The sequence below is a fragment of the Saccharothrix sp. ALI-22-I genome, from assembly GCF_001984175.1.
In the GTDB taxonomy this organism is placed as follows: domain Bacteria; phylum Actinomycetota; class Actinomycetes; order Mycobacteriales; family Pseudonocardiaceae; genus Actinosynnema.
This window is the reverse complement of sequence record NZ_MTQP01000056.1, coordinates 46,383-67,045: the sequence shown is the minus strand read 5'-3', so window position 1 is coordinate 67,045 and position 20,663 is coordinate 46,383. Positions and strand designations below refer to the sequence as shown.

The following is a 20,663-nucleotide window of genomic DNA, read 5'->3' as shown; positions in this document are numbered from 1 at the left end:
GTGACTCTCCTGTAATCGCTCCACCCCTGCGGACCAGGGGTGCCGGGCAATCGGTCCTGCCCTACTCAATCATGTCGCGTCGGATGCGGCCGATCGGCCTATACCCACGCCGGAAGCCGGTGCGCGCAACCCTTTACCCGGTTCGTCCCGTCCTGGGGGCATGAGGAGACGGTCGTGGGGTACGCGGGCGGCGCTGTTCGGTGGTGCCGCCCTGGTGGTGGGGGTGAGCGCGGCCTCCGCCGTGCCCGCCGCGGTGGAGGACTGGCGGATCGTGCCGCCGATCGAGGCGGTGCCCGTCGAGCTGGTCGCGTTCGACACGTGCGACACCGCGCTGACCGAACTGCGCAACGCGATCTCGCCCCACGTCGGGGTGTACGGGCTGGGCAACTCCGGCTTCTTGACCAAAGCCGACGGCCAGATCGCGGCCAACGGCACGGCGGACACCAGGCTGAGCGTGCCGCAGGCCGCGAACGAGTCGGCCGTGCCCGAGCACTCGAAGACCAACGCCCACGAGGCGGGCGTGGACGAGCCGGACCTGGCCAAGACCGACGGCAAGCGGGTCGTGACGGTCGTGGACGGCAAGCTGCGCGTGCTCGACGTCGCCACCCGCGAGATCACCGGCACGCTGGACGTGCCCGCCGGCCCCGCCACCCAACTGCTGCTGCACGAGGACCGCGCGCTCGTCATCGGTGACGGGCCGGGCATCGCGGCACGCGGCGGCGTGGTCGACGGCCCGTACGGGGAGGGCGCGTCGGTGACGCTGGTCGACCTGACCGGGACGCCGACCATCCTCAACACCCTCACCGTGGACGGCCGGTACGTGGACGCACGGCAGGTCGACGGCGTGGTGCGCGTGGTCGTGCACTCGGGCCCGAGCCTGCCGTGGGTGTACCCGATGGACGGTCGCAGTCTGTCGGAATCCCTGATCGCGAACCGTGAACTGGTCGCCACCGCGCCGATCGAGGCGTGGCTGCCGCGCTACCAGCTGACCGGCGCCGACGGCTCCCGCTCGGACGGCACGCTGGTGGCGTGCGACCGGATCAGCCACCCGGTGCGGCACTCGGCCACGTCGATGCTGTCCGTGCTGACGTTCGACTTCCCCGGCGAGCTGGGCAGCGGCGACGCGGTGACGATCATGGCCGACGGTGACACCGTCTACGGCACCGGCACTTCGCTGTACGTGGCGGACGACCACCACCTGCGGCCGATGACGCGCGCCACACCGAACGCGCCGCAGACCACCGCGATCCACCAGTTCGACATCTCCCAGCCGGGCCCGCCGAAGCACGTCGCGTCCGGCCAGGTCGCGGGCACGTTGCTGAACCAGTACTCGCTGTCCGACCACGAGGGGCACCTGCGGGTGGCGACGACGTCCGCGGACGCGCCGGGCATCCCCGAGCAGGCGCCCGCGACGCAGAGTTCGGTCACCGTGCTCAAGCGGGACGGCGCGCAGCTCAAGGAAGTCGGCCGGATCGACGGCCTCGGTCTGGGCGAGCGGATCTACAGCGTCCGGTTCGTCGGCCCGGTCGGGTACGTGGTGACGTTCCGGCAGGTCGATCCGCTCTACACACTGGACCTGTCCGACCCGACCAAGCCGCGCAAGGTCGGCGAGCTGAAGATCACCGGCTACTCGGCGTACCTGCACCCGGCCGGTGACGGGAAGCTGATCGGTGTCGGCCAGGAGGCCACCGAACAGGGTCGGACCACGGGCACGCAGGTGTCGTTGTTCGACGTGTCGAACCCGGCCGCGCCGACCAAGGTCGCGGGCCACCACCTGGCGGGCGCGAACTCGGAGGTCGAGTTCGACCCGCACGCGTTCCTGTACTGGCCGGCCCGCGACCTGGTGGTGCTACCGGTGCTCACCATGCCGACGGCGGAGAAGCCGATGACGCCGATGTCCAGTGGCCTGCTGGTGCTGCGGCTCGGTGACAACGCGTTCTCCACGCTGGGCACGATCCAGCACGAGTCGTCCACCTACGACGCGGGCATCCGCCGCGCGCTGGTGATCGGCGACGACCTGTGGACGGTGTCCGCGGCGGGCATCCAGGTCAGCCGGATCGACGGGCTGGCGCAGCAGGCGTGGGTGCCGTTCACCTGATCTGGTTGTGCAGCAGGCGGTGCGCGAGGACCGTGCCGCCTGCCATCGCCGCCGGGAGAACCACCAGCGCCGCCAACGGGATCAGGCACAACAGGTAGGTCGGCACGGCGAAGCCGAGCGTCACGGCCCGCCGTTGGCGCAGCGTCCGCCGGCGCACGTCGAGCTTGAGACCGCGCCGGGTGAACGGGATGGCGGTCAACTCGATGCCGAGCAGCGTCGCGTTGACGCACACCGCGATCACCGGCACCACCGTCTGCCCGACGACCGGGATGAACCCGGCCGCGAACAGCGGGATGGCGCACAGGATCGCGATGCCCACGAGCAGCACGGCGTCCCGCACGCCGACCGCGGCCGACTTCCACCACGGCACCTGCTCGGCCTCGGGCACGCCGCCGAGGTGGGTGTCCTCCACGGTTTCCGCGATGTGCTCGTAGAACGGGCCGCCGATGATCAGCGTGATCGCGGTGAACAGCAGCAGCCCGATCGCGATGAACGCGCCGATGATCGAGAACCCGGCGGCGAACCGGGTGGCCGTGCGCAGCCCGTCGCTCCAGTCGTCGGCGAACGGCGTCACCCAGGCGGCGATGTCGTCGATCCAGACCGCCAACCCGATCACGCCGCCGATCAGCAGCACGCTCGTGAGCAGCGCCGGGATCGCGCCGATCAGCAGCAGTTTGGGCGATCGGAACACCAGCCCGAAACCCTGGCCGAGCAGTCCGACACCGGTCGAGAAGTCGCGCAGCACCCTGATCACCGGCGGAGCATATCCGCGCGGCGGACGGCAGGACCCCGTAACGGCGGTCGCGCGCGAACCGGAACCCACGCAGCCGCCACCGTCGGACGCGGCCGGTGAACGCCGGGTCGACGCGCAGCAGCACTGCGGGCCGTACCGGCTGGACTTCTACGCGACGCCCGACGCCGTGGTGTGCGTCGTGACGGACGACGAACTGGTGGCCTCGTGAACGCCGCGCGGCGTTTCGAGGACCCGGTCCTGCTGGTGCGCAGACGCGGCGACCTCGTGGGCGAGTGGGACCGGAGCTGCCACCTGGCGCCGTTGCCCCACGGCACCCTGTCCACCCTGCTGACCCTGTGCGGCGAGCGGATCGAGGTGGGCACGGCGGAACTGCTGCCCGAGCCGGACGGCATGCCGTGCGTGGCGTGCCTGCTGTCGGCGCCGCCTCGCGGCTGAAGGTCTTCGCCGGACGGTCAGCCGACGTTGCGGGCCAGGGCCCGGAGGTCCTTGCGGATGTCGGCCCGCGCGAACCGGGCCATGAACGGCCCGAACAGCCGGTAGTACCGGCTCGCGTCGCCCCGGATGCGGATGGAGGCCGCCGTCCCGCCGCTCCGGGAGGGGTCGAACCGGTAGGTGACGTGCATCGGGAACGGCCCGGCCACCGACTTCATCTCCAGCAGCGCGGGCGGCTCGTGCGCCACGACCCGCAGCACGTAGTCGATCTCCTTGCCCAGGAAGTGCGCGGTGCGCGTCACCTCCGCGCCCACGCCGAACCCGCCGCCGGGTGCGGGCGAACTCAGCTCGGCCCGCTTGATGCCCTGCGTCCACTCGTGGTCGTGCCGCCAGTCCATGGCGTACCGCGCCACGACTTCGGGCGGCTGGGGGATCAGTCGGCTCGCGGACACGTCCACCCGACGATTGTCCACCGAGGACCCCGCCCGCACCCGGCGGACGGGGTCCTCGGTCGACGGGGTCAGCGGCGGCGGCGGAAGCTGGGGACGCGGGTGCCGGCGCCGACACCGGCCAGGTGCAACGCCAGGCAGAGCAGGCCGGCCATCAGCAGCGTCCCGCCGTCAAGGACAGTGCCGAGCGAGGCGTTCGCCAGGTCGAGCAGGAGTGCGAGGCCGAAGATGACCGCGGCGATGATCGCTAACACTGGAACCTCCAGGGTGAGGTGGTTACTCACCAGTTACCCCGCTGAAGTGCCCTTCAACCAGGCGTTCGGCCCAACTTCGAGCCCCAGGTAGGTCAACGGCTCGGCATTCGGCACATCGATCTGGTGGAAGCCCAGCCGGTGGTAGAACGCGCGGGCCGCGGTGTTCACCGAAAGCATCCCCAAGTGCACGGCGGGCACGTTTTGGTACGCCAACGCGCCGAGGAACGCGGTCATCAACGCCCGCCCGTGGCCGGACCGCTGGTACTCCGGCAGCAGGTCGATGTGCAGGTGCGCCGGGTAGTCGGCCAGCGCGGGCACGATCATCCGGCGTGGGTTGTGCAGCAGCCACACCATGTTCTCGGTCGGTGTGGACGGTTCGCTGACCGGTGGATAGCGGTCGGACACCTTGGGCAGCCACTCGGACTCGATCCGGGACACGAACGACGGCGTGTCCGCGGTGCCGACGACGTACCCGACCGCGCGTTCCCCGTTGTCCGCCACGAACGCCAGCGACGGCTCCAGGTCCGTGTACGGCCACGCGAAGATCGTCGGCATCAGCTCCAGGTCGGGGTAGATGTGCCGGGAGTCGCCGCCCGCGTCCGCGGTGCGCACGCAGATGTCCCCGACCGCCTCCCGGTCCGATTCCCGATAAGGCCTGATCAGCACGTTACGAGCCCCCAGTGAGTCGCGGCACGCCGATGCCCGTGGCGGCCCAGGCCACCAGGCCCGCCACGTCCACCCCGTGCGGCGGTTCGTCCAGATAAGCAGAGATGTTGCGCGCGCCGCGGTCCAGCAGCGCCGAAGCGCCGGACGCGTTGCCGCGCGCCGCGTGGGTCATGCCCACGGCCAGTTGTGCCAACCCGCGCCACAGCTCACGCTCGGGCTCGGGCGCCGCCTTCCACGCGTCCTCCAGCACTTCGTGCGCGTGGAACGGCCGGCCGAGGTCCAGCAGGCGCTGGGCCTCGGTCAACGACTCCTCCGGCGTGCGGGGCACACCCTCCGGCTGGCGCTCGACACCGGGCAGCCCGTAGGGCAGCGGCCGGCCGAGCCCGTCACGCGGTCGTGCGTTGCGGGCCCGACCCTGCTCGTCGCGATCACGGCGTGGGCTGGTCGACACCCTGTGATCGTGTCACGAACCCACGTGCGTGGAAAACGGGGCCGTCTTGTGTGGGAGCGTTCCCACGGGACCTGGTCGGAGGATCAGCCCTTGATCGGTCCGGAGAACCGCAGCGCGTTGCCGGACGGGTCGCGGAACCCGCAGTCGCGCACCCCGTACGGCTGGTCGATCGGCTCCTGCATGACCTCCGCGCCGGACGCGCGCACCTTCTCGAACATGGCGTCGCAGTCGTCCACGAAGAAGATCATCCCGCTCAACGAGCCCTTGGCCAGCAGTTCCCGCACCGCCGCCGCGTCGTCCGCGGACCGGCCCATGCTCGGGTCCTCCAACACGATCTCCACCCCGGGCTGGTCGGCGGGGCCGACGCTGAGCCAGCGGAAACGGTCGAACGGCATGTCGTTGCGCTTTTCCAGGCCGAGCACGTCGCAGTAGAAGGCGAGGGCCTCGTCCTGGTCGCGGACCGGGAGGAACGTGTGCGAGAGCTTGATCTTCATGCCGATGAACCTAGGCGTGCAGGTCAGGCCGGTGCTTCTCGAAATCTGCTTGGCCGGGTGGCGCGTTTGGCGTAGCAGGCGGGCACGACGGCGGTCTCGTCGTGGCTGCGCGCCCGGTAGGCGCTCGGCGTCTCGCCGACCAGCTCGGTGAACCGCGAGCTGAACGAGCCGAGCGACGTGCAGCCGACCTCCATGCAGACCTCGGTGACGGTGAGGTCGCCCAGGCGCAGCAGGGCTTTCGCCCGTTCGATGCGCCTGGTCATCAGGTAGTTGTACGGCGTCTCGCCGTAGGCCAGCTTGAACTGCCGGGCGAAGTGCGAGGCCGACATGAGCGCGGTGCGCGCCATGGCCGGCACGTCCAGGGGGCGGGCGTACTCGCGGTCCATCAGGTCACGTGCCCGGCGCAGGTGGGCGAGTTCTTCCGGTCGCACGCGGACAGCATGTCACGGCGATACTGGCGGACGTGTCCGAACAGGACTGGGTCCTGCACGTGGATCTCGACCAGTTCATCGCGGCGGTCGAGATCGCGCGCCGACCCGAGCTGCGCGGCAGGCCCGTGGTCGTCGGCGGAACCGGTGACCCGACGCAACGCGCCGTGGTGGCCACCGCGTCTTACGAGGCGAGGGAGTTCGGCGTCCACTCGGGGATGCCGTTGCGGCTGGCCCGCAGGCGCTGCCCGGACGCGGTGTTCCTGCCGTCCGACGCGCCCGCCTACGAGGAGGTGTCCGCGCACGTGATGGACGTGCTGCGCGAGTTGCCCGTGGTGGTCGAGGTGATCGGCTGGGACGAGGCGTTCCTGGGCGCCCGCACCGACGACCCGGAGGCGTTGGCGGACACCGTGCGGCGCGTGGTGAAGGGGGAGACCGGGCTGGAGAGCTCGGTCGGCATCGGCGACAACAACCTGCGCGCCAAGCTCGCCACCGGGTTCGCCAAGCCCGCCGGGGTGTACCGGCTGACCAGGGAGAACTGGGTCGAGGTGATGGCCGGGTGACCGTTCTTCACCTGCACGCGGGGCGTGGCGCCGGCGGAGCCGACGACGGAGTCGGAGCCGATCGAGGCCGCCGCCGTGGCGGCGTTGGCGAGATTCGACGACACTCGCGCCGTGCGCCTGCTCGGGGTGCGCGCGGAGTTCACTGGGGGATGACGTGGGGAAAGTCGTGTTGAACGGTTCGGTGTCGCTCGACGGTTACAGCGCCGGACCGAACGTCGGTGACGACCACCCGTTGGGGGAAGGCGGCGAACGCCTGCACCGCTGGCTGTTCGCCGAGGGCTCGGACCGCGACGCGGAGTTCTCCGCGTCCGTGGGCGCGGTCGTGCTCGGCAGGCGGACGTTCGACGTGGGACTGCGGTTCTGGCAGGACACCCCCTACCCGGTGCCCAGCTTCGTACTGACCCACGAGGACCGCCCGCCGCTGAAGATGAACTCCGCCTCGTTCACCTTCGTCACGGACGGCCCGAAGAACGCCATCAGCCAGGCCCGTGCCGCAGCGGGGGACAAGGACGTGCTCGTCATGGCCGGCGCCGAGTCCGCACGGCACGTGCTGCACGCCGGACTGGTCGACGAGATCCGCCTCCAGTTGGTGCCCGTGCTGCTCGGCTCGGGCGCACGCCTGCTGGACGGCCTCCACCCGACCGAGTTGGAACGGATCGAGGTGACCGAGTCGGACGACGTCGTCCACCTGCGGTTCCGCGTGCTCAAGTGATTCCGGGTGTTCAGGTGAGGCCGAGTGAGGAGATGAGGTCGGCCATCTCGGCGCGGTAGACCTTGTCCGGGGCACGGGTCTGGGTGCGCAGGTGGCCGTAGACCTCCAGCGCTACCGGGCCGTGCATCCGGCCCCACACGCGCAACGACAGTGCGATGGCGGCCGGTGGCAGGTCGGGGTGGTCGGCGCGGACGGCGTCCACTACGTGGGGGTCGAAGTCGGACCATTCGTGGTCGCCTTGTGATTGGCGGTCCGCCGCGCTCGGCCACGCGGCGGCGACGAGGTCCACCAGGTCCTTGCACGCCCGCAGTTCCGCCTCCACGCCCTCCTCCGGTGGCTGGTAGCCGGGTACCGGGTCGCCGTAGATGAGGCGGCAGCCCTCCGGGTTGGCCGGCGACCAGGTGCGGAAGTTCTCCGCCCAGGCCAGGATGCGGCCCGCCGCGTCGCCGTGGACTACAACATCGTGTACGTGGCGCTGCCCGACATCGGGCGTGCGCTCGGCTTTTCCAGCCAGTCCCTGCAATGGGTGGTCAGTGCCTACGCCGTCGTGTTCGGCGGGTTCCTGCTCTGCGCGGGTCGGGTGGTCGACCGGCTCGGCGCGCGCCGGGCGTTCGTGGCCGGTCTGGTGGTGTTCGGGGTGGCGTGCCTGGTCGGCGGCCTGGCGACGTCGCCGGGTGTGCTGGTCGCGGCGCGGGCGGTGCGGGGTGTCGGCGGCGCGTTGCTGACGCCGGCGACGTTGGCGCTGATCAGCACGACGTTCGCGGAGGGACCGGAGCGGACGCGGGCGCTGTCGGTGTGGGGTGCGGCGGGCAGCGGTGGGCTGGCCGCGGGCGCGCTGCTCGGCGGCGTGCTGACCGACGCGTTGGGCTGGGAGTGGACGCTGTTCGTGCTGGTGCCGCTGTCGTTGGGGGCGGCGGTGCTGGCCTTCTGGGTGTTGCCCGCCGACCGGACGGGCGGTGTGCGGCAGAGCTTCGACGTCCCGGGCGCGGTGCTCGCCACCGCCGGGTCGGTGCTGCTGGTGTTCGGGCTGGTCAGCGGTCCGGAGGCGGGTTGGGTGCGGGGCGGGCTCGCGTTGGCGGGCGGGGTGGTGCTGCTGGGCGTGTTCGTGGCCGTGGAACGGCGCACGCGTGACCCGCTGGTGCCGCTGCGGCTGTTCGGCAACCGGGCGCTGGTCAGCGCGATCGGCGTGGTGCTGCTGTTCCAGAGTTCGCTGGGCGGCGCGTACTACCTGTTCACCACCTACCTGCAAGACCAACTGGGTTACCGGCCGCTGGCCGCCGTGTCGGCGTTCGTGCCGCTGACGTTGGTGTCGATGACGGCGTCGCTCAAGGGCACCGGCGCGGCGATCGCACGGTGGGGTGTGCGGGTCACGTTGGTCGTCGGCATGGTCGTCAACGGTGTCGGCATCGCGCTGCTCGCCGCGGCGATGGCGTGGGACGGCGGGTTCTGGCTCCTGCTGCCGGGGCTGCTGGTCTGGGGGATCGGCGGCGGGCTCACGTTCCCGGCGATGTTCGTGGCCGCCGCGTCCGGGGTGGCCGACGCCGAGCAGGGCGTGGCGTCGGCGCTGACCACGACGTCCCAGCAGGTCGGCGGCGCGATGGGGCTGGCGGTGCTGATCGCGTTGGCGGGCACGGGGTTCGGCGCGGCGGGCGCGTTGGCCGTCGGCGGGCTCGCGACCGTCGTCGGTGGCGCGGTCCTGGCGTTTGGGAAGAACAAGTGATCAGCCACCGCACTGGTCACGGAGTTCCTGGAGGGACTCCGCTCGCGCGACTGGAATTCGCTGTGACGTCGCCTGATCGGCTTATAGCGTGGCGCCATGCTCGTCGAACTGGCCATCGGGGACGCGTACGGCGCGGGCTTCGAGTACGCCCCGTCGTCCTTCGTGACCAGGCACAACACCCTGGCCGGGTATGTCGCGCACCCGACCCACACCGGGCTTCGGCCCGGTAGCTACACCGACGACACGCAGATGACGTTGGCGCTGGCGGAACTGCGGGCATCCGGTGCGCGGTGGACGCGTGAGGCGGTGGCGTCGGCGTTCGTGACCGCGTTCCACCGTGACCCGCGCGAGGGATACGCCCGCGGTTTCCAGGCCTTTCTGGCGACCGTGCACACCGGTGCGGAGTTCCTGGCGCGCATCCGGCCGGACAGCGACAAGAGCGGTGCGGCGATGCGGGCCGCGCCGGCCGGTCTGCTGCCCACCGTGGACGACGTGCTGCACCACACCGACGTGCAGGCCAAGGTCACCCACGACACGCCGGACGGGGTGGCGGCGGCGCGGGCGGCAGCGCTGGCCGTGCACTACTGCCACCACGGGCTGGGGCCGGTGGCGTCGGTCGGCTCGTGGATCGCGGACCGGCTCGGCGACGGGCTGTGGGCGCGGCCGTGGCGGGGCAAGGTCGGGTCGAAGGGTGTGATGAGCGTGCGGGCGGCGTTGACCGCGTTGTCCGGTGGTGGCTCGCTGAGCGAGGTGCTGCGCTCGTGCGTCGCCTTCACCGGTGACGTGGACACGGTCGCGACCGTCGCCCTGGCCGCCGCGTCACGGTCCGCCGAGATCCGCGCCGACCTGCCCCCGGTGTTGGTGGACGGGTTGGAGAACGGGCGGTTCGGGCGCGACCACCTGGCCCGGCTGGACGCTCAGCTGCTGCTCTCGTAGTGCCGGACCAGTTCGGCGACGCGGTCCTCCGGCCACGGGCAGCGGATATCGCCGAACGTCGCCGCGAAGAACAGCTCCAGGTGCGCGTGCCAGGCGGCAAGCGCTTGCGGTGCGAACGCCGGGTCGCGGACCGCGTGCGTCAGCTCCACCGTCGTGCCCTGGTCCGGGTCGTGCCGGAACTCCCAGCGCACCCGCCCGGTCGGCGAGTCGAACTCCAGCACGCGCGGCGGGGTGCGCTCGACCACCGGGCCGGCTGGCACGTGCGGGTTGGCGGCACGGATCGGCACGCCGTCCTCCTCGCCTTCGGCGAGCAGCGACCACACCTCGTCCAGCGGGCGCCAGACGAGGTCGCGGACGAACCGCACCACGCCGTCCTCGAACCGGCCCTCGTCCAGCCCGAACTCCCGGATGTAGTGCTCCATCGGCCCGAGCACGTCCGTGCGCGGTTCGAACGGCCGGTCGTCGAGCCTGGCTTCGAGGCCCGCGAGGCAGGTGTCCCAGCCCACGGCGTTGCGCCCGGCGCTGTGCTCGTCGCCGAGGACGTGCGTGAACACCAGCAGGCACCCGCGCTCGTGCGGCCGGAGCTCGAACCGCAGCACGTCGGTGTTCCAGCGGAACGCGAACACCCTGGGCGGGTCGAACCCCAGCACCTCGCCGGTGGTGACCTGGTCGGGGAACGAGAACGTCATCGCCCGACCGTCGATCTCCACCGTCGCCGGGAACCAGTGCGCCAACTCGCCCGGCTCCGTGATCGCCCGCCACACCTTGGCCGGTGGGTGCGCGAGCACCCGTTCGAACCTCAGTACCGGCTTGCCGTCGATCCGCCGCGAGAACTCGGTGCTCATCAGTGAATCCCGTCCACTCGGTCAATCCCGTCCAGTCGGCGTTCCAGTGCGTCGAGGCTGTCCTCCCACATCCGCCGGTAGGGCGCGAGCCACGCGTCGACCTCGGCCAACGGCCCCGGCCGCAACCGGTAGAGCCGCCGCTGCGCGTCCCGCCGCACCTCGACCAGCCCGGCCTCGCGCAGCACCTTGAGGTGCTTGGACACCGTCGGCTGGCTCACCGAGAGCCCGTCGACCAGCTCGTTGACCGGCCGCTCACCGCCCCGCAGCAGGTCCAGGATCTGCCGTCGGTGCGGGTCGGCGAGTACGGCGAACGTAGATGCCATGGTGGCAATATAGCCAGCACGGCATATTCACTGTCAACCACTCCGTGATCACCCGGTAGGCTGAACTCGGCGCCTCGACCCCAGTGCAGCCACCTCAATGCGTGGCACGACCGCGTGAACTGCCCACTCCACGATGTCGAGGAGCGCCATGCCGCGCACGTTCTCCAGTTCGCCTGTCCGCGATCTGCTCGCCCTCACCGCCCGCCCCGAAGTGATCTCGTTCGCCGGCGGCCTGCCCGCGCCCGAGTTCTTCGACGTCGACGGCCTGCGCACGGCCTTCGACCAGGCGCTGTCCCGCCGTTCCCTCCAGTACGCGCCCACCGAGGGTGACGTCGACCTGCGCGCCCTGGTCGCCGACCGGCTCGCCCGGCGCGGCCTGCCCACCGACGTGGAAGACCTGCTGATCACCACCGGTTCGCAGCAGGCGTTGACGCTGGTCGTGACCGCCCTGCTGGAACCGGGCGCGGTGGTCGCGGTCGAGGAGCCGACCTACCTGGCGGCGTTGCAGTGCTTCCAGCTCGCCGGCGCGCGGATCGTGCCCGTCGCGAGTGACGAGCACGGCATGGACCCGGCCGCGCTGGCGGACGTGATCGCGCGGGAACGCCCGGAGCTGCTGTACCTGGTGCCGACGTTCGCCAACCCGACCGGCCGGACGTTGAGCCTCGAACGGCGGGTCGAGATCGCCGCGCTCGCCGACCGGCACGGCCTGTGGGTGGTGGAGGACGACCCGTACAGCGAGCTGCGCTACCGCGGCGAGCCGGTGCCCGCGCTGGCTTCGTTGAGCGAACGTGTGCTGTACGCGGGCAGTTTCTCCAAGGTCGGCGCGCCCGGTATGCGGCTGGGGTGGCTGCGCGCGCCCGCGTCGATCATGCGCACGCTGGTGATCGTGAAGCAGGCGGCGGACCTGCACACGTCCACCATCGACCAGGCCGCGGCGGCGGTGTACCTGAAGGCGAACGACCTGGACTTGCACGTCCAGGGGCTGTGCGCGGGCTACCGGGAGCGGCGGGACGCGATGATCGCGGCGCTGCCGTCGACCGTGCCGGACGGGACGCGGTGGACCGACCCGGACGGCGGGATGTTCGTGTGGCTCACGTTGCCAGGTGATGTGGACACGGCCGCGCTGGTGATGTCGGCGTTGGAGCGGGATGTGGCGTTCGTGCCCGGCGCGTCGTTCTACGCGACGACGCCGGACCGGTCGACCATGCGGCTGTCGTTCACCACCAACACGACCGCCGCGATCGCCGAGGGCATGAGGAGGCTGGCGACGGTCCTGCGCTGACCGGCGGTGCACGGTCGGGCCGTGTGTTCCGCACGGGTTTGTGGTGACACCGCGAGGGTGGGAGTTGTGCGCGGCCGGCCGCAACGTGGTTCCCATGACACGTTCTTCGATTCTCTCGCTCGCGGTGTCGACCGCGTTGGGCATCTTGATCGTCGCCGACGGCGGCGACGACTGATGCTGCCGTGCGTGGTCCTGGTGATGTGGCGGCACCGCGCATGACGTGGCGGGGCGGGATGCGGCGGGCGCGGGTGCTCACGCTGGTGTCGTTGGGCATGGCGTGGTCCACCAGCCTGGTCGGGCCGGGGGTCGGCGTGCTGCTGGAACCCCGGCCCACCTGGGTGGTCCTCGGGCTGGTCGGCGCGGTGCTGTTCAGCGTGGCGCACGCCGGTGTGCTGTACGCGGCGGTGACGCCGGCCGCGCGGGTGCGGTGGGACGCGGCTTTCGTGGTGGCGTCGTTGTTGTCGGTGCCGTTGCTGGCGCCGGTCGCGGCCGGGCGGTGGGACACGTGGGCGTGGGTCGCCGCGTCGCTCGTCGGGACGGCTCCGGTGCTGGTCCGGCGGTGGTGGGTGTTGGCGCCGGCCGTGGTCGCGGTGGCGGTGGTGCTGTCGGCGGAGCCGGTGCGGGCGTTGGTGATCGCCGGTGGTGTGGGCGTCGGGTTGGCGTTGATGCACGTGCTGCCGGTGTGGTTGTGGGACCTGGTGGTGCAGGCGCAGCAGGGACGTGAGGCGCGGGCGCGGCTGGCGGTGATCGAGGAGCGGCTGCGGTTCGCGCGGGACGTGCACGACCTGTTGGGGCACCGGTTGACCGTGATCGCGTTGAAGGCGGAGTTGGCTTCGCGGCTGGCGGTCGTGGACGGGGAACGGGCCGGTGCGGAGGCCGACGAGGTGCGGGTGCTGGCCGCGGCGGCGTTGGCGGACATGCGTGAGGCGGTGCACGGGTACCGGACCGTGGAGCTGGGTGAGCAGGCTTCGGCGATCGAGCAGGTGTTGACCTCGTCCGGGGTGCGGTGCACGGTGTCGGTGCCGTCATCGTTGCCTGCGGTGGCGCGTGAGTTGTCGTGGGCGTTGCGGGAGGCGGGCACGAACGTGCTGCGGCACAGCCGGGCGCGGTGGTGCACGATCGAGGTCGTGGCCGGGGCCGACGAGGTCCGGTTGACCGTGGCGAACGACGGGGCGTCGGGCGTCGCGCCGGGCGGTGGGTCAGGTGGTGGGTCGGGGTTGCGCGGGTTGGCCGAGCGGCTGGCCGGGGTCGGCGGGACGTTGCGCACGGGGGAGGAGGACGGGGTGTTCACGCTGGTGGCGACCGTGCGGCCGTGATACGCGTGCTGCTGGCCGACGACGAGGAGCTGATCCGCGTCGCGGTGGCGGCGTTGCTGGGCCTGGAGCCGGACCTGGAGGTCGTCGCGCAGGCCGCGGACGGTCGGGAGGCGGTGCGTGCGGCGTTGGCGCACCGGCCGGACGTGGCGGTGGTGGATCTCCAGATGCCGCTGCTGGACGGGTTCGAGGTGACCGCCGAGCTGGCCGCGTCCCTGCCGTCGTGTGCCGTGGTGATCCTGACCGGGCGCGGCAAACCGCCCCACCTGCAGCGGGCGTTGTCGACCGGGGCGAAGGGGTTCCTGCCCAAGGGGTCGCCGGGCGGCACGTTGGCCGACGTGATCCGTCGGGTGCACGGCGGCGCGCGGTACGTCGACCCGGCGTTGGCGGCGGACGCGCTGACCACGCCGCCGTGCCCGTTGACGCCCCGTGAGCTGGAGGTTCTTCGGCTGGCGGAGTACGACACGCCGGTGGCGGTGATCGCGCGCAAGACGCACCTGTCCACCGGGACGGTGCGCAACTACCTGTCGGCGGCGGTGGCGAAGCTGGGTGCCACGAGCCGTTCGGAGGCGTACCTGACCGCGCACGACAACGGGTGGCTGTGATCCCCCGGACCGGGCCGGAGCGGGCCGTTCCGGGGACCGGATCACCGGGGTCCCGGCAGGTAGCGGAAGTTTCCGGCCGATGGAGTCTTGGCCTGGCTGTCCGGCGTCTCTAACTTCCCAGGTATCTCATTTGGGGAAAGTAGGGACACATGACCGACCACGCGCTGCCGATCCCGTCGCCGCCACCACCCACGCCGCCGAAGGCCAGGCCGCGGGCCGCGGTCGTCATGCTGGGCGCGCTCGTCCTGGCGCTGGTGGGCGCGTCCGTGTTGACGATCGTGCTGTTCGTCGGTGCTCGCGACGAGCACAGCCTTGAAGTCCAGCGCCTGGACCAGACCAACCGGTCGCTGACCGAGGCCGAGGGGCGGCTGGAGGAGACCGAGACGTCCATCGACACCGTGGCGGGCCGGATCTCCACGCTGGAGGCGCAGAACGCCGAGCTGCACAAGTGCGCCGACCCGGCCAAGGACTCGATCAACGCCGCCAAGGGCGACGATGACGCGGTCCTGCGGGACGCCGTCGGCCGCGCCGCGGACAACTGCTGAACTGGGGAGCCGACATGACCACGCCCGAACCCGACCAGCAGCCCACCGCCACCACCACACACACCCCCGCGCCGCAGCCGCTGTCCGAACAGCCGACCGCGGTGCACTCCACGTCGTTGGCCGAGCAGCCCACCGCAGTGCACTCCACGTCGTTGGCCGAGCAACCGACCGCAGTGCACTCCACGTCGCTCGCCGAGCAGCCGACCGCGGTCCACACCACCACGCCACCCGCCACCCCACCCGCCGCCGTGCCACCCACCGCTGTGCCGCAGACCCCGGTGGCACAGCAGGAACCGCCACCCCTGATCCCGACGCAACCGTCGCCGCCGGACTTCATGCAGCAGGCCTACCCGCCGGCCATGACGCAGTCCGTCCCGACCCCGCCGAACGGGATGCAGTTACCGCACCCGCAGATGCCGCCCGCCCGCCCCAGCCGGGCGCCGATCATCGCCCTGACCACGCTGGCCGCCGTGTTCGCCATCGTCGCAGGCCTCTTCACCGTCCTGTACGTAGGCGAGACCTCCGACCGCGACCAGGTCGCCGCCACCCGCGCCGACAAGGAAGCCGCCCTCTCCGACCTGGCCGAGAAGCAGGACGAAGCCGACAGCACCCTGGAGACCAACCGCTCCCGCGAGTCCACCCTGACCTCCGAGCACGACCTGCTCACCCAGTGCGTGGAAGCCTCCAAGGCCTACTTCGACCTCCCCGTCGAGCAGACCCCGGAATCCTCACGCCTGTTCCGCATCATGTACGACATCTGCCCTCAGATCTGACTCCATCGCCGCTCGGACGCCGCGGACCGCGAGACGGTCCGCGCGTTCGTTCTCCGGGTGGCCCGCGTGGCCCTTCACCCAGTGCCACTCGACCTGGTGCGGGGCGGCGGCGGCGTCGAGGCGTTGCCAGAGGTCGACGTTCTTGACGGGCTGTCGGCCGGAGGTCATCCAGCCGTTGGTCTTCCACTTGGCCATCCACGACATGACCCCGTTGCGGACGTACGTGCTGTCGGTGTAGATCCGCACCACCGACGGCCTGCGGAGTGTTTCGAGCGCCCGGATCGGGGCCATCAGCTCCATCCGGTTGTTGGTGGTGGGCTGGGACTCCCCACCGAACAGATCGCGCTCGTGCGCCCCGTACCGCAGCACGGCGCCCCACCCTCCCGGCCCGGGGTTCCCGCTGCACGCGCCGTCGGTGTAGATCTCCACCACCTGCTCCATGCGGGGGAACATACCGAGCGCGCCGGCGGCGCCGGCGGGCTGTGGGCGGCCCGCCATCCGAGACGGACCGGCCACCCGAGACACGGCGTTAGGTCGGCCTCGACCACCACGCCACAGTGGAGGACACGCCGCTGTCCGGACACTCTCTGGTGGAGAAACAATGAAGCTTCCCTCGGGGAAACGGCTTGTCGCAGTGCTGGCCCTGCTCGTGCTGACGACGGCGGTCGGGGTCGACCGCGCCGCGGCGGCGCCCGACCCGGAGTCGGCCGCCGACTGCGTCGTCAAGCAGGACGGGGAGGCCGGCGCGATGGCCGGCCCCACGGTGTGGATGGCGGGTGACTCGACCATGGCCAACCCGAGGTCGACCTGCCCGGTCGGCTGGGGCAGCCGGTTCGACGCGTTGTTCAACGACGACGTCACCGTGGTCAACAGCGCGGTCGCGGGCCGGAGCATCCAGACGTGGCTCTACGAGGGCAACGTCAAGAGCACCATGGACTCCGCCGGCGAGTGCGTGGTCAGCCCCGCGACGTACGCGCAGCGCTGGCAGGACATGCTCAACGGGATGAAGGCGGGCGACTACCTCGTCATCCAGTTCGGCATCAACGACGGCGACCGCGCCTGCCCCCGGCACGTCGGCACGGCGCGCTACCAGCAACTGCTCGGCGTGATGGCGAAGGCCGCCAAGGACCGCGGCGCGCGGCCGATCCTCCTCACGCCGGTGTCGGCGATCAGGTGCAGCGGCAGCACCGCCGTGGGCAGCCGGGGCTTCCTCACCGAGACCGCGAACGCGGCCTCCGCCAACCAGGTCCCGATGATCGACCTGCACCGCTTGAGCTACAACCTCTACAACACGCTCAAGCTGTGCCCGAACAACGGCGACTACACGCAGGGCGCGGTGGGGGCGTTCTTCTGCAACGACCACACCCACTTCGAAGCCGCCGGCGCGGAGCAGATCGCGCGCGTCGTCGCGAAGGCGTTGCGGGACCAGAACATCGGCCTCGCGTCCTACCTGAGGTAGCAGCCGCGGTCCCGCTCCGCATCACCCGGTGGAGCGGGACCGCGGTGTTGCGCCGAGAGCGCAATCGCTGTCGTCCCACCGGAGTCCGTGGGCACTCTGTGAGGCATGGCGCTGGGTTTCGCGGGTGAGGTGGCCGGTTTCTACCACCGGTATCGGAGGGGGTATCCGCCGGCGGTGTTCGACGCGGTGGTGGAGGCGTTCGGGTTGACCGGCGACGACGTCGCGGTCGATCTCGGGTGCGGGACGGGGCAGGTGACCGTGCCCCTCTCGGCACGGGTTCGCGCCGTGGTCGGTGTCGATCCGGAGCCGGACATGATCGCCCACGGCCGCCGTGCCGCGGCCGAACGGGGGCAGGCGAACCTGAGCTGGATGATCGGGACGGACGCCGACGTGCCCGCGTTGCGCGCCCTGCTCGGTGACGCGTCGGTCGGCGTCGTCACCATCGGTCAGGCGCTGCACTGGATGCGGCACGACGAGCTGTTCCGGGAGCTGATCGCGCTGGCCAGGCCGGGTGGAGGCGTGGCCGTGCTGACCAACGGGACGCCGCTGTGGTTGCAGGACAGCGACTGGTCGCGCGCGTTGCGCGAGAGCATGGAGCAGTGGTTGGGCACGCGTCTCGCCAATGCCTGCGGCACCGACGAGGAGAGCCGGCGGCGGTACGGCGAAAGCCTGGTCGCCGCCGGGTTCCAGGTCGATCTGCACCGCGTGGACTACGTCGACACCCCGGACCTGGAGTCGATCGTCGGCGGTGTCCTCTCGGCCCTGCCCGTCGACCGACTGCCGCCGCTCGCCGAACGCCCCGACTTCACCGACCGCCTCCGCCGCGCGCTGGAGCCACACGCGCCGTTCACCGAGCACGTCCCGGTGACCGTCCTGACCGGACGGCGGTGAGGGCTGCAACGCCGGCAGCACCCGCTGTCCGAGCTGTCCTAGTTGCCCGAGCTGTCCGAGCTGTCCGACGACCAGGTGTGTCGGCCCGTCCAGCTTCGACTCGTTCCCCAGCACCGTCGTGGCCGATCTGCCGATTCACCGGGATGGGCGAGGATGGTCCGGTGAAATGGTCACGGGCGGTTCAGCACGTCGAGGAGTTGGCGGCCAAGTGCGGCGAGTTGGCGGGCAGTCCGATCCACCCGCTGCGCGTGGTGCAGGTGTGGGCGGTCGGGGACATCCTCGGTGCGGCTAGGGATATCGAACTGGTGACCGTCGCTCTGGTGGTCGATCTGCCGGTTGACGACGTGCCGTGGTTGAGCGAGCCGCACGGCGCGGAGCACTGGGCCAACGCGAGCCGCGTGTCGAGGAACCCGATCCGGCCGCTCTGGCGCTCGTCGCAAGCCCCGGTCTGGAACCACTCCATCTACCGCCCGGCGTTGGTCTGGGACGCGGTGGACGGGACGGCGGAGGAGACCCTGGCCGCTCTTGCCGACGGACGTGGTGAGGACGCTCGCCTGCCCGCGCCCGGAGCGGACGAGATGCGTGCACGTCTCCGGGACGAGTTGGCGGTGAGCCTGCGGGCGCTGCGCCGGCACACCCGTGCCTACGAGGACAAACGCTGGAGTCCCGGCAAGCTCACGGCGGTCTCGGACGCCCTGTGGCGGGTCGGTGACGGTTACCTCGACGTGCTGGACGCCGTGGCGCGGGTCGAGCCTGACAGCCCGTGAAAGTGCACTACATCGGGTGAATTCGCGCGGTGCCTTCGATCGCCAGGGTGAGCAGCTCGGCGCGGGCGTCGCTGGTGGTCCAGTCACGGGAGTCCCAGGTCGGGCCGCTGAGGTCGTCGGCGGCGTAGAGGAGCAGCCCCAGCCTCACGCCACGGAACCGTGCGGCTGCCAGCAGGGCCGACGCCTCCATCTCCACGACCAGGCACCCTTGTTCCCGCCGGGCCGCGACGGACGCGCGCGTCTCCCGGAACGGGGCGTCCGTCGTCCACGTCAATCCGGTGACGTGGGGGACGGACCGTTCTGCGAGCAGCCTGACCAGGGCGTTCACCACGTCGTGGTCGACGTCGATGGCGGACGCGGGCGGCGCGTAGTGGAACGACGTCCCCTCGTCCCGGATCGCGCCGGTCGCCACCACGGCACGTCCGAGCACCAACCCGGGCACGAGCGCTCCGGCGCTGCCGCACAGCACGACGTCACGGACACCGCCGGCGATCACCCGTTCGAGATGGTGCACGGCGGCCGGGGCGCCGACTCCCGGGTGGAGCACGACCACCGACGCGCCGTCATCGGCATCGACCACGTAGATGCCGTGCCCGCCCATCTCGACCGTGAACCGACCCACCAGACGGGCGATCCCCCGTTCGTGCAAGGCCGCGATCTGCTCGTGGAAGTAGCACAGCACCGCCCGGCGCGGCCAAGGCTCGGACAGCTCCGGGGCGGAAGGCGTGATCAGCGCCTCGACGTCGGAGTCGAACCGGAGCAGCGGCAGGTCCACGTCCACGTCGCCGAGTCTGACCGAATGCCGATCACCGCGACCACACCTTTTGCAGCGGCCGGTAGTCGATGACGGTGGGGCGCCCTCCGGGTCACGGGTACGAGGGTGGACAGAGGTGACCATGTCGTCGTGGATCCCCGCCGTGCCCGTAAGTGCCGCAGTGAACATCGCCGGTTTGCTCTACGTGACGTTGGTGGCTTCGATGTCCTTGATAGCGGTTTGTTCCAAAGAAACCCGTCGCGATGCCGCCAAGGACGTCCTTCGAATCTCCTGTGGCGACGAAATGGCAAGTAGCCCGCCGCCGGACATCGGCGAGCGGGCGGAGGCGAAACGATCGGCGTCCATGACGTGTCGGTGCGCGCCTCCCGTGAACCGGCGGGGCCCGGACTGGCCCCGCCGGCACTGCCCGCTTACCAACCGCGGGCGCGCCACTCGTCCAGGTGGGGACGTTGCTCGCCCAGCGTGGAGTCGTCGCCGTGACCCGGGTAGAACCAGGTCTCGTCAGGCAGTTCGTCGAAGACCCGCGACTGCACGTCGTCGATCAACGACTTGAAGGTTTCAGGTGACGTGGTTTTGCCGACCCCTCCCGGGAACAGCGAGTCCCCGGTGAAGAGGTGGGGGTGTCCGGTTGGGTCGCGGTACAGGAGGGCGATGGAGCCCGGGGTGTGGCCGCGCAGGTGGATCACCGTCAGGGGGACTTCGCCGACGTGCACGGTGTCGCCGTGCTCCACCAGGACGTCCGGTGGGATGGGCAGGACGCCCGCGTCGGCGGGGTGCGCGATGGTGTTCGAGCCGTTCGCGCCCGCTACCGCGCCCAGGGCTGCCCAGTGGTCCGCGTGCTGGTGCGTGGTCACGACGGTCTTCAGCCTGGGGCGGTTGACCGAGTGGCCCACCACGTCGGACAGGCGTTCGGGGTCGGCCGCCGCGTCGATGAGGAGTCCCTCGTTCGTCGCGCGGCAGACCAGCAGGTACGCGTTGTTGTCCATCGGTCCCACCGAGACCTTCGTGATGGTCAGCGCATCGAGGGTGCGCCGTGCCGCCGGGCCGCCCGGCGATACGTGCCCCGTGTAGTCCTCAAGTACGTCCACAGTGGCCGACGGTAGCCGACCGGGCGCCCTTCAGGATCCC

General features: G+C 71.2%; 26 protein-coding genes and 2 pseudogenes. 15 read left to right on the top strand and 13 right to left on the bottom strand.

Translation table 11 applies throughout. From position 1 onward, the window contains the following. Positions 1 to 160 precede the first annotated feature (160 nt). A complete protein-coding gene (locus ALI22I_RS15520; RefSeq protein WP_077006195.1) occupies positions 161 to 2,098 on the top strand; it encodes a beta-propeller domain-containing protein in 1,938 nt (645 codons plus the stop codon). Here the strand turns inward: ALI22I_RS15520 and ALI22I_RS15515 are convergent. Continuing rightward, a complete protein-coding gene (locus ALI22I_RS15515; protein ID WP_083751750.1) occupies positions 2,091 to 2,843 on the bottom strand; it encodes an EI24 domain-containing protein in 753 nt (250 codons plus the stop codon). The two genes, ALI22I_RS15520 and ALI22I_RS15515, sit on opposite strands and share 8 nt — an antisense overlap. A gap of 213 nt (positions 2,844 to 3,056) precedes the next feature. On the opposite strand from ALI22I_RS15515, the gene ALI22I_RS15505 reads away from it, so the two are divergent. Further along, entirely contained in the window at positions 3,057 to 3,287 is a 231-nt protein-coding gene (locus ALI22I_RS15505) for a hypothetical protein (RefSeq protein WP_238598378.1), read from the top strand. Positions 3,288 to 3,304: 17 nt separating this feature from the next. On the opposite strand, the gene ALI22I_RS15500 is transcribed toward ALI22I_RS15505, so the two are convergent. From ALI22I_RS15500 to ALI22I_RS15475, 6 genes are all read right to left on the bottom strand, one after another. Next, positions 3,305 to 3,742 carry an SRPBCC family protein gene (locus tag ALI22I_RS15500; protein ID WP_077006193.1) on the bottom strand — a complete coding sequence of 146 codons (438 nt, stop codon included), beginning with the start codon at positions 3,740 to 3,742 and terminating at the stop codon, positions 3,305 to 3,307. Positions 3,743 to 3,804: 62 nt separating this feature from the next. Beyond that, the gene (locus ALI22I_RS15495; RefSeq protein ID WP_077006192.1) at positions 3,805 to 3,987 is read right to left on the bottom strand and encodes a hypothetical protein; all 183 of its coding nucleotides are present in this window, start codon (positions 3,985 to 3,987) and stop codon (positions 3,805 to 3,807) included. 33 nt (positions 3,988 to 4,020) lie between these two features. After that, positions 4,021 to 4,599, bottom strand: coding sequence for a GNAT family N-acetyltransferase (locus ALI22I_RS15490; protein ID WP_238598377.1), 579 nt, complete (start codon positions 4,597 to 4,599; stop codon positions 4,021 to 4,023). Positions 4,600 to 4,654: 55 nt separating this feature from the next. Continuing rightward, positions 4,655 to 5,104 carry a DUF309 domain-containing protein gene (locus ALI22I_RS15485; RefSeq protein WP_077006190.1) on the bottom strand — a complete coding sequence of 150 codons (450 nt, stop codon included), beginning with the start codon at positions 5,102 to 5,104 and terminating at the stop codon, positions 4,655 to 4,657. Between the two features lie 83 nt (positions 5,105 to 5,187). After that, positions 5,188 to 5,598: a VOC family protein gene (locus tag ALI22I_RS15480; RefSeq protein WP_077006189.1), complete on the bottom strand. Its 411-nt coding sequence runs from the start codon at positions 5,596 to 5,598 to the stop codon at positions 5,188 to 5,190. Between the two features lie 23 nt (positions 5,599 to 5,621). Beyond that, entirely contained in the window at positions 5,622 to 6,029 is a 408-nt protein-coding gene (locus tag ALI22I_RS15475) for a helix-turn-helix transcriptional regulator (RefSeq protein WP_143532224.1), read from the bottom strand. Positions 6,030 to 6,061: 32 nt separating this feature from the next. Here ALI22I_RS15475 and ALI22I_RS15470 point away from each other — a divergent pair. The 3 genes and pseudogenes from ALI22I_RS15470 to ALI22I_RS15465 form a co-directional block, all read left to right on the top strand. Next, positions 6,062 to 6,583, top strand: a pseudogene (locus ALI22I_RS15470) (Y-family DNA polymerase); the annotation flags it as partial. Positions 6,584 to 6,604: 21 nt separating this feature from the next. Then, positions 6,605 to 6,742: pseudogene (locus tag ALI22I_RS55120) on the top strand (DNA polymerase IV); the annotation flags it as partial. A gap of 1 nt (position 6,743) precedes the next feature. Then, the gene (locus tag ALI22I_RS15465) at positions 6,744 to 7,301 is read left to right on the top strand and encodes a dihydrofolate reductase family protein (RefSeq protein WP_077006188.1); all 558 of its coding nucleotides are present in this window, start codon (positions 6,744 to 6,746) and stop codon (positions 7,299 to 7,301) included. 10 nt (positions 7,302 to 7,311) lie between these two features. Here the strand turns inward: ALI22I_RS15465 and ALI22I_RS50845 are convergent, their stop codons facing one another. After that, positions 7,312 to 7,824, bottom strand: coding sequence for a TetR-like C-terminal domain-containing protein (locus ALI22I_RS50845; protein WP_179118244.1), 513 nt, complete (start codon positions 7,822 to 7,824; stop codon positions 7,312 to 7,314). Between ALI22I_RS50845 and ALI22I_RS15455 the strand changes: the two genes are divergently transcribed. Together ALI22I_RS15455 and ALI22I_RS15450 are read left to right on the top strand one after the other, a co-directional pair. Then, entirely contained in the window at positions 7,750 to 9,021 is a 1,272-nt protein-coding gene (locus ALI22I_RS15455) for an MFS transporter (protein WP_077006186.1), read from the top strand. The genes ALI22I_RS50845 and ALI22I_RS15455 overlap by 75 nt on opposite strands. A 96-nt stretch (positions 9,022 to 9,117) precedes the next feature. Continuing rightward, positions 9,118 to 9,957, top strand: a complete 840-nt coding sequence (locus ALI22I_RS15450) for an ADP-ribosylglycohydrolase family protein (RefSeq protein ID WP_077006185.1) — start codon at positions 9,118 to 9,120, stop codon at positions 9,955 to 9,957. Here ALI22I_RS15450 and ALI22I_RS15445 read toward each other — a convergent pair. Together ALI22I_RS15445 and ALI22I_RS15440 are read right to left on the bottom strand one after the other, a co-directional pair. After that, positions 9,939 to 10,802, bottom strand: coding sequence for an SRPBCC family protein (locus ALI22I_RS15445; protein ID WP_077006184.1), 864 nt, complete (start codon positions 10,800 to 10,802; stop codon positions 9,939 to 9,941). The two genes, ALI22I_RS15450 and ALI22I_RS15445, sit on opposite strands and share 19 nt — an antisense overlap. Then, positions 10,802 to 11,125 carry an ArsR/SmtB family transcription factor gene (locus ALI22I_RS15440; protein WP_077006183.1) on the bottom strand — a complete coding sequence of 108 codons (324 nt, stop codon included), beginning with the start codon at positions 11,123 to 11,125 and terminating at the stop codon, positions 10,802 to 10,804. The genes ALI22I_RS15445 and ALI22I_RS15440 overlap by 1 nt, the downstream gene beginning before the upstream one ends. A 148-nt stretch (positions 11,126 to 11,273) precedes the next feature. Between ALI22I_RS15440 and ALI22I_RS15435 the strand changes: the two genes are divergently transcribed. From ALI22I_RS15435 to ALI22I_RS15415, 5 genes are all read left to right on the top strand, one after another. Beyond that, positions 11,274 to 12,407, top strand: a complete 1,134-nt coding sequence (locus ALI22I_RS15435) for an aminotransferase-like domain-containing protein (protein ID WP_202970985.1) — start codon at positions 11,274 to 11,276, stop codon at positions 12,405 to 12,407. A 215-nt stretch (positions 12,408 to 12,622) separates the two neighbouring features. Next, positions 12,623 to 13,723, top strand: coding sequence for a sensor histidine kinase (locus ALI22I_RS15430; RefSeq protein ID WP_077006181.1), 1,101 nt, complete (start codon positions 12,623 to 12,625; stop codon positions 13,721 to 13,723). After that, entirely contained in the window at positions 13,720 to 14,325 is a 606-nt protein-coding gene (locus tag ALI22I_RS15425) for a response regulator transcription factor (protein ID WP_077006180.1), read from the top strand. Before ALI22I_RS15430 ends, ALI22I_RS15425 begins: the two co-directional genes overlap by 4 nt. A gap of 149 nt (positions 14,326 to 14,474) precedes the next feature. Continuing rightward, positions 14,475 to 14,870 carry a hypothetical protein gene (locus ALI22I_RS15420; RefSeq protein WP_077006179.1) on the top strand — a complete coding sequence of 132 codons (396 nt, stop codon included), beginning with the start codon at positions 14,475 to 14,477 and terminating at the stop codon, positions 14,868 to 14,870. A 14-nt stretch (positions 14,871 to 14,884) separates the two neighbouring features. Beyond that, entirely contained in the window at positions 14,885 to 15,643 is a 759-nt protein-coding gene (locus ALI22I_RS15415; RefSeq protein WP_077006178.1) for a hypothetical protein, read from the top strand. Here ALI22I_RS15415 and rnhA read toward each other — a convergent pair. Continuing rightward, positions 15,599 to 16,084 carry a ribonuclease HI gene (gene rnhA, locus ALI22I_RS15410; protein WP_143532222.1) on the bottom strand — a complete coding sequence of 162 codons (486 nt, stop codon included), beginning with the start codon at positions 16,082 to 16,084 and terminating at the stop codon, positions 15,599 to 15,601. The two genes, ALI22I_RS15415 and rnhA, sit on opposite strands and share 45 nt — an antisense overlap. Positions 16,085 to 16,244: 160 nt before the next feature. Between rnhA and ALI22I_RS15405 the strand changes: the two genes are divergently transcribed. The 3 genes from ALI22I_RS15405 to ALI22I_RS15395 all read left to right on the top strand — a co-directional run bounded on the left by ALI22I_RS15405 (position 16,245) and on the right by ALI22I_RS15395 (position 18,760). After that, the gene (locus tag ALI22I_RS15405; RefSeq protein WP_077006177.1) at positions 16,245 to 17,102 is read left to right on the top strand and encodes an SGNH/GDSL hydrolase family protein; all 858 of its coding nucleotides are present in this window, start codon (positions 16,245 to 16,247) and stop codon (positions 17,100 to 17,102) included. Between the two features lie 105 nt (positions 17,103 to 17,207). Continuing rightward, complete coding sequence (locus ALI22I_RS15400) at positions 17,208 to 17,993, top strand: class I SAM-dependent methyltransferase (protein ID WP_077006176.1); 786 nt, start codon at positions 17,208 to 17,210, stop codon at positions 17,991 to 17,993. Between the two features lie 161 nt (positions 17,994 to 18,154). After that, positions 18,155 to 18,760 (top strand): DUF7711 family protein, encoded by a 606-nt coding sequence (locus ALI22I_RS15395; RefSeq protein WP_077006175.1) that lies wholly within the window; start codon positions 18,155 to 18,157, stop codon positions 18,758 to 18,760. A gap of 7 nt (positions 18,761 to 18,767) precedes the next feature. Here the strand turns inward: ALI22I_RS15395 and ALI22I_RS15390 are convergent, their stop codons facing one another. Both ALI22I_RS15390 and ALI22I_RS15385 read right to left on the bottom strand, forming a co-directional pair. Beyond that, positions 18,768 to 19,541 (bottom strand): nucleoside phosphorylase, encoded by a 774-nt coding sequence (locus tag ALI22I_RS15390; RefSeq protein WP_179118243.1) that lies wholly within the window; start codon positions 19,539 to 19,541, stop codon positions 18,768 to 18,770. Between the two features lie 404 nt (positions 19,542 to 19,945). Next, the gene (locus tag ALI22I_RS15385) at positions 19,946 to 20,623 is read right to left on the bottom strand and encodes an MBL fold metallo-hydrolase (protein ID WP_077006174.1); all 678 of its coding nucleotides are present in this window, start codon (positions 20,621 to 20,623) and stop codon (positions 19,946 to 19,948) included. Positions 20,624 to 20,663: the final 40 nt, after the last annotated feature.

Excerpts from the sequence above, each read along its gene's own strand:
- ALI22I_RS15520 (WP_077006195.1), top strand. The coding sequence starts at position 161 with ATGAGGAGACGGTCGTGGGGTACGCGGGCGGCGCTGTTCGGTGGTGCC.
- ALI22I_RS15480 (WP_077006189.1), bottom strand. The coding sequence starts at position 5,598 with ATGAAGATCAAGCTCTCGCACACGTTCCTCCCGGTCCGCGACCAGGAC.
- ALI22I_RS15450 (WP_077006185.1), top strand. The coding sequence starts at position 9,118 with ATGCTCGTCGAACTGGCCATCGGGGACGCGTACGGCGCGGGCTTCGAG.
- ALI22I_RS15445 (WP_077006184.1), bottom strand. The coding sequence starts at position 10,802 with ATGAGCACCGAGTTCTCGCGGCGGATCGACGGCAAGCCGGTACTGAGG.
- ALI22I_RS15440 (WP_077006183.1), bottom strand. The coding sequence starts at position 11,125 with ATGGCATCTACGTTCGCCGTACTCGCCGACCCGCACCGACGGCAGATC.
- ALI22I_RS15435 (WP_202970985.1), top strand. The coding sequence starts at position 11,274 with ATGCCGCGCACGTTCTCCAGTTCGCCTGTCCGCGATCTGCTCGCCCTC.
- ALI22I_RS15430 (WP_077006181.1), top strand. The coding sequence starts at position 12,623 with ATGACGTGGCGGGGCGGGATGCGGCGGGCGCGGGTGCTCACGCTGGTG.
- ALI22I_RS15420 (WP_077006179.1), top strand. The coding sequence starts at position 14,475 with ATGACCGACCACGCGCTGCCGATCCCGTCGCCGCCACCACCCACGCCG.
- ALI22I_RS15415 (WP_077006178.1), top strand. The coding sequence starts at position 14,885 with ATGACCACGCCCGAACCCGACCAGCAGCCCACCGCCACCACCACACAC.
- rnhA (WP_143532222.1), bottom strand. The coding sequence starts at position 16,084 with ATGGAGCAGGTGGTGGAGATCTACACCGACGGCGCGTGCAGCGGGAAC.
- ALI22I_RS15405 (WP_077006177.1), top strand. The coding sequence starts at position 16,245 with ATGAAGCTTCCCTCGGGGAAACGGCTTGTCGCAGTGCTGGCCCTGCTC.
- ALI22I_RS15400 (WP_077006176.1), top strand. The coding sequence starts at position 17,208 with ATGGCGCTGGGTTTCGCGGGTGAGGTGGCCGGTTTCTACCACCGGTAT.